Here is a 6,171-nt window from a genome sequence, read left to right on the forward strand (position 1 = left end):
AAGACCCTTCAAGGGTAATCCCGAAAGCCCTTATCTCGGCTGCAATTGCAATGGGAATTTTAGGGGTATTGCTTAATTTCATCTCCCTCGGAATAATTCCCTGGCAGAAGCTTGCCACTCTTTCAGCGCCCCTTGGCGATATATCTGAGCTTCTCATGGGCGGGCTTGGAAGAAGCATCATAAGCCTTGGAATCTACTTCACAATGATTGGCTCTGCTGCAGTAGGGATAATATCAACTCCAAGGCTCATTTTTGCGCTTGCAAGGGACAGGCTTTTTCTCTCCCAGATGACGAGAATTCACAAGAAATACAAAACTCCATATGTTGCAATAATCTTTCAGGCAGTTGTTTCAATAATCGCTCTTTTCATAGCAATGGGAAAATACAAGGTTTTCCTGAGCCTTCTTGTGCCTCTCTCGCTGATGATGTATATCCCGATAATCCTGACCGTAACAATTTTGCGGATAAGGAAGCCGGACCTGCCAAGGCCTTTTAAGGCTCCATTTGGAAAGATTGGACCTGTAATAATAAGCATTTTTTTCTTTGCAATAATTTACATGTGGATAAGGACAGAGCCAAATGCAATGAACCTGTTCCTCCTGGGGCTTTCCCTGACTGCATTATGCATCCCAATATACTTTCTCCTTGAGCTTTATTACAATCCAAAAGCAATAATTATTGTGAATGACATATTTGCATACTTGGCGCTTGCTTTTGAAAGGTTTCTCCTTCCCCCTGCTGTCAGGGATGAAATCCTGAGCCTTCTCGGTTACCTGAAAAACAAGACTGTCCTTGAATTCGGGTGCGGGGTTGGAACCCTCACAATAAGCCTTGCAGAGGCGGTAAGCAAAAATGGGAGGGTGTATGCGACAGACATCTCAAAGAGAGAGCTTCGGATAACAAGGGGAAGGCTTCTTTCAAGGGAGCACAACCATGTTATAGTTCTTCATGAGAGAAAGGATTCCCTCCATCCTGATGTGAAAAATCTGGATGCAGCAGTTTCTGTTGCTGCTTTGGGATATGTCCAGGAGCTTGAAAGCGTCTTAAGGGAGATGAATTCAAGGCTTAAGATGGACGGGAGAATATGCTTTCTTGAGTATGACAGATTCTTCTACATAATTCCGAATATTGAGTGGCTCTCAAGCGATGAGAGAATAAAGGCAATTTTCAGGAGCTGCGGCTTCCTTGTTGATGTGATAAGAAGGCAGGGCGTGTTCTGGCAGTACATTTACATCTACGGAAGGAAAATTGAAGAAGTTATCCCGATTAAAAAGGATGAAATTGCCTTTTGATGAGTTTTTGATGCTAAAAAACGGCGCTAAAACTCAATACTTTAGTTTAGAGATAAGGCGCCGTTTTTGGCATCCTAAAAATCCGCGAATCAGAGAGTGTCCGATCAAACTCCGCACTTTAGTGCGGAGTAGGACACTCTCAGCGGATTTTTAGGATGATACTTCTTTTTAATGAGTTTTTTAATTAAATTTTTTCCGATACCGATTTCCTCAATTGAGCGCATAAAAATTTCTCATCTTTCTAATTAATGGTTAATAATATAAACCCGCTTTCTAATCCAATCTTCAATGGCTGAAAAAATAAGGGTTTCAATAGGAATTCCTGTTTACAATGAAGAGAAAAACATAGTGCGCCTTCTTCAGGCAATTGAAAGCCAAAAAACCAGAATTGCAGACATTGAAAAGGTTTTCATAATAAATGACGGGAGCACTGACTCGACCAAGGATAAGGTTTCACGTTTCATTAAATTAAGAAAATCAGGCGGAAAATTTGAGCTCATAAGCTATCCTGTCCGGAAAGGCAAATGGTTTGCAATAAACGAATTCCTCAAGCGTGCAAAATCACCGGTTCTCTTTCTTGAAAGTGCAGATAATCTTCCTGAAAAGGGCTGTTTTGACTTTCTCGCAGGACATTTCTTCAATAGAAAAGCGGGTATTGTAAATGCAAGAATCATTCCGGTGAATGACAGGAAGAGTTTTTTCGGATTCTCAGCGCATTTGATTTATGAGCTTCATTATGAGATATCCCTTGAGCGCCCCAAGTTCGGGGAGCTTATCGTATTCAGAAATATCGTCAAAAAAATCCCTCATACAATAGTTGATGAGGATGAAATCGCAAGAATGATTCAGGAGAAAGGGTATTCCCTCCTGTATGAGCCAAAAGCCATAGTTTACAACAGGGGGCCTGAAAACATTTCAGATTTCATAAGCCAGAGACGAAGGATATACTGCGGATATCTTGTGCTTAGGGAAAAAAGCGGATACATCTCTCCAACTCTCAATAGCATAAGGATAGCAGGATTGGTATTAAGAAAGATTCGCCCCGGAAACATTTTTTATGCATGCGGAGCATCATTCCTTGAGTGCCTTTCCAGGTTCCTCGGCTGGCTGGATTATTCAACAGGAAATGCTGAAAAGCACATAATCTGGAAGCAGATAAAATCTGTAAAAAATCTTAGAAAATGAATTTTTATAAAATATTTATAAATAAAAAAATGCTTATCTTGAGGCCTCGGTCTGCCTTTCTGTCATGAGCTTCTTTGCGATTGCATTTGAGTTTGCGCTCATGTTGTATGCCTCAGTTATCTCATAAGCCAATGAGTCGGAGAATTTCCTTCTTGTGTTGAAGGTCTTTGCATATGCGCCCTGAACCATGTATCTCAACGCGACATCTATCCTTCTCTGGGGAGAGCAGTCAACTGCCTTTGGATACCTTGCTCCGCCGTATTCAATGCTCACTATGTCTTCCCTTGGAGCTGAGTTCTCAATTGCCGTAACAAGAACCTGGATTGGGTTCTTCTTGGTCTGCCTTTCTATTACAGTAAGCGCTTCCTCAACAAGATGGTATGCGCTCTGCCCCTTTCCTGTAACAAGGGATGATGTGAATTTGTGCTTCTTGCCCTTATGCCCGGGAACCATAAGCTTGTTAATAAGGCGCTCTGCTATGAATACCCTTGACTTGTAGAACTTGCTTCCTGCATATGTTGCCTCTGTCTTTGGGACAATCTTTGCTTCAAGGTTTATGTAGTCCTTAAGCGCGATATCAGTTACAATTATGTCTTTTGTGCTCCATTTGTTGAATGCCTTTAATTCAGCCATTTTCAGTTTCCCCGTTAATATTATTTGATAAGAGAGGGGGAAAGAGAGGTATTTAAAAAGCTTTCTAAAATGACTATGCTTTAATTGACATACCCTAATGCCTTTAATTTATTGATGGTGTCATTAGAAGCATTTTGAATGGTTTCATTTATTCTTTCAGATAAAGTGTAATTTGTTTGAGAATAGTTTTTTTTAATGCTATGCCCCAGATTTTTTAGGTAATTACATCTGTCTGTATTTTCCGCTATTAAATTAAAGATTTCATCAGGATCATCAAAAATATAAAATAATTTGTCTATTTTAATATTGCAATCTTTGTTTGAAATATCTTTGGCATTCATTTTCCAGCCATCTTCTATTATTGTCCAGGAATCTTCATACTCTGCAAACTGAAAATAGCCAGTTCTGTTGCTGTCAAATAAGTATTTTCCTCTGATACCTGATGGCGGGTTTATTCCAATAATTTTTAGAATTGTCGGCATAATATCTAAATTAGAAACAGGATATTCTTTTATTTCTCCCAAATTTTTAGGTATATGGACTATTAAGGGGGTATGAATTGTTCCATAATTAAGCGTATTATGGTCAAAAATGCTATGTTCTCCCAAGCTCTCCCCGTGGTCAGAGGAAATTATTACAATTGTATTGTCTGTCAAATTAAGAACTGCCAATTCGTTTAATAATATTCCCACTTGCTCATCTGCGAATCTGATATTCGCATCATAAGCATCTGTAAGCCATTCTATATCTTCCCCATTCAAGTAGAATCTCTTTCCTGTGAGAGTATATTCTGTTAAGTTAACTTTGTCAGAAAGGTTTTTTGCATATAAACCTTCCATTTTTTTCTTGTAATAATCCCGTTCATCTTCTCCTGATTTTATTGTATTATTATCTGAATCTGTTTCATTGTTAAAAAGCCCAAAAATCTTTTCGGGGGGGTTATACGGCGCATGAGGCTCTCTAAAATGAATCCAAAGAAAAAATGGTTTTTCTGAAATGCTATTCAGCATTTTAATCGCCTTTTCTGCTGTCAAATCAGCAAAGCCGTACCCATAGTAATCATCATCAAATATCTTAAAGCCCTGGGAACCGCCGTATTTTGCACTTACAAACTCATGGCTTATTACAGCATAATTGTCATATCCGTTTTCTTTCAGAATTTCAGCCAAGGTTACTTCTTTTTCATTAAGAATAAATCCGTTTGTTATGTTGTCGCTTATTGGAAACTTTGAAGTAAGCAGAGCGGGAAGTGAATAAACGGTACTGCCGCTTTGGCTTATTGAATCCAAGAAAACATAAGATTCTTTAGCAAGATTATCAATGTTCGGGGAGGTATTCCTGTAGTATCCATAAGCCCCAAGATGATCTGCTCTTAATGAGTCTAATGTAATCAGTATCACACTGCAATTTATACATTCATAGGTATTTTTGTGTTGCTCAACGCAGCCAGAGGATAAAACTATCAATAAAAACAGCAGAAATAAATTAAAATATCCTATTTTCAGCTTAATTGCATTCATATTAATTTATCTCCACAAGATTAATAATTATTTTTTAATTAGTAAAAGTTTATAAATCCTGCTCTTTTTATTATTTCTTGTTTTTGCGCATATTCATTTAATTGAAATTTAGGTTAAAAATGTCTAAAAGAAAGATAGCATGGAAAAGAATCATAACAATTTTTTCATTATTGATCGCATTTATTGTTTGCACTTTGTTCATTAAAGACAGAATATCATATTCCGGGAAGTTCAGCAATAATTTTGGCAATGTGATAATTGGAACTGGAAATTCAGGGTTTATTAAAATCTTGTCCTTAAAAGACGCTAATATTACCGCTGAGAATTTTAACACTTCGCATCTTTTTATTTCATTGCAGGGCTCTCTTTGGAAAGAATCATTGATTGATGACATCGGTGATGTCCGCTGCAAAGACATTTACGTTGGTGATGCAGACAATGACGGGAAAAATGAGGTTTTACTTGGCACTCATGGCGAAGGATATGTCATTGTTTATAAGAAAAACAGCTCAAAATGGGACAAAACCATTTTGGAGCACAATTTTATTGGAAAGATTGATCAGCAGAGAAAAATGAGCCATAAAGTAGACAGAAAAGATTTGACATATGACACTTTAGTCAATTCAGCGGTTCATATTGTTAAATCAGGAGATGTTGATAATGATGGCAAAAATGAGGTAGTTGCAACAATATCATCCCCGCTTGAATTCCTCGCTGATGAAATAAGCTTTATACGCGTATACAAGCTCAATGAAAGCATAAATGCTTGGCAGGATTATACAGTAGACGAGCTTCATGGCAGGGAATTCAGAAGCATCGCAATAGGCGATGTTTATAATGAAGGGAGAAACTCTCTCATCATCGGAATAGGCTCTCCCGGGCAAAAACCCGGCTCGGTTTATATATACTCTTATGATTCAGGGAAATGGGAGAAAACTCTTTTGCATAATGATTCTACTGAGAAGAATATGAAGGGGCTGGTTATAGGCGATTTAGAAAATGATGGCGAAAATGAGATTGTGCTCGCAACAGGATTCCCAAAAGGCATAGTGCATATATTCCATTGGAACAAGGAGGAGAAAAAATTCTCTGATAAAGTTATAGGCGCAATCTCAGAGCTCTTTAATATCAGCGAAGCGCAGTTTAATTCCATGGCTGCTGAGATTGTTGATTTTGATTTGGATGGCAATAAGGAAATACTTGTGGCAGGCACAACAACTTTCCCCAATAAAAAGATAGGGTGGGAAGGCGCGGACTCGGGATACCTTGTTCTTTTTAAAATCCAGCCGGATGGCTCTTGGGAAAAGAGATTATTGAATTCCAATAATGTGCTTTCTTTGGATATCAAAAATAAGAAGATTTAGAGCTTTATTTTTTTTAATTAATATAACTTTTTAATTTATTCTTTTTAATTTATTCTTTCATATATCAAAAGAATGTTGGCTCCATTTTCATCCAAGATTCTGATTTGTCCTGTAAGATTAAACTCATTTGAGCTTTCATTTAATTGTTTGGATAAATTATAATACGTTTGAGATATC

5 protein-coding genes are annotated in these 6,171 nt (G+C 37.7%); 3 read left to right on the plus strand and 2 right to left on the minus strand.

Annotated elements, in window-relative coordinates:
- Window positions 1–1,292 (plus strand): amino acid permease (locus NTV63_03465; protein MCX6709981.1); only part of this gene is annotated, 1,292 nt, incomplete at its 5' end.
- A 288-nt stretch (window positions 1,293–1,580) separates the two neighbouring features.
- A complete protein-coding gene (locus NTV63_03470; protein MCX6709982.1) occupies window positions 1,581–2,477 on the plus strand; it encodes a glycosyltransferase in 897 nt (298 codons plus the stop codon).
- Window positions 2,478–2,510: 33 nt separating this feature from the next.
- Here the strand turns inward: NTV63_03470 and rpsG are convergent, their stop codons facing one another.
- Together rpsG and NTV63_03480 are read right to left on the minus strand one after the other, a co-directional pair.
- Window positions 2,511–3,110 (minus strand): 30S ribosomal protein S7, encoded by a 600-nt coding sequence (rpsG, locus tag NTV63_03475; GenBank protein MCX6709983.1) that lies wholly within the window; start codon window positions 3,108–3,110, stop codon window positions 2,511–2,513.
- An 80-nt stretch (window positions 3,111–3,190) separates the two neighbouring features.
- Complete coding sequence (locus NTV63_03480; protein ID MCX6709984.1) at window positions 3,191–4,630, minus strand: sulfatase; 1,440 nt, start codon at window positions 4,628–4,630, stop codon at window positions 3,191–3,193.
- A 119-nt stretch (window positions 4,631–4,749) separates the two neighbouring features.
- Here NTV63_03480 and NTV63_03485 point away from each other — a divergent pair, with 119 nt between their 5' ends.
- Entirely contained in the window at window positions 4,750–5,994 is a 1,245-nt protein-coding gene (locus tag NTV63_03485; protein ID MCX6709985.1) for a hypothetical protein, read from the plus strand.
- The last annotated feature ends 177 nt before the right edge of the window (window positions 5,995–6,171 follow it).

The organism is Candidatus Woesearchaeota archaeon (genome assembly GCA_026394965.1).
Classification (GTDB): domain Archaea; phylum Nanobdellota; class Nanobdellia; order Woesearchaeales; family 0-14-0-80-44-23; genus JAPLZQ01.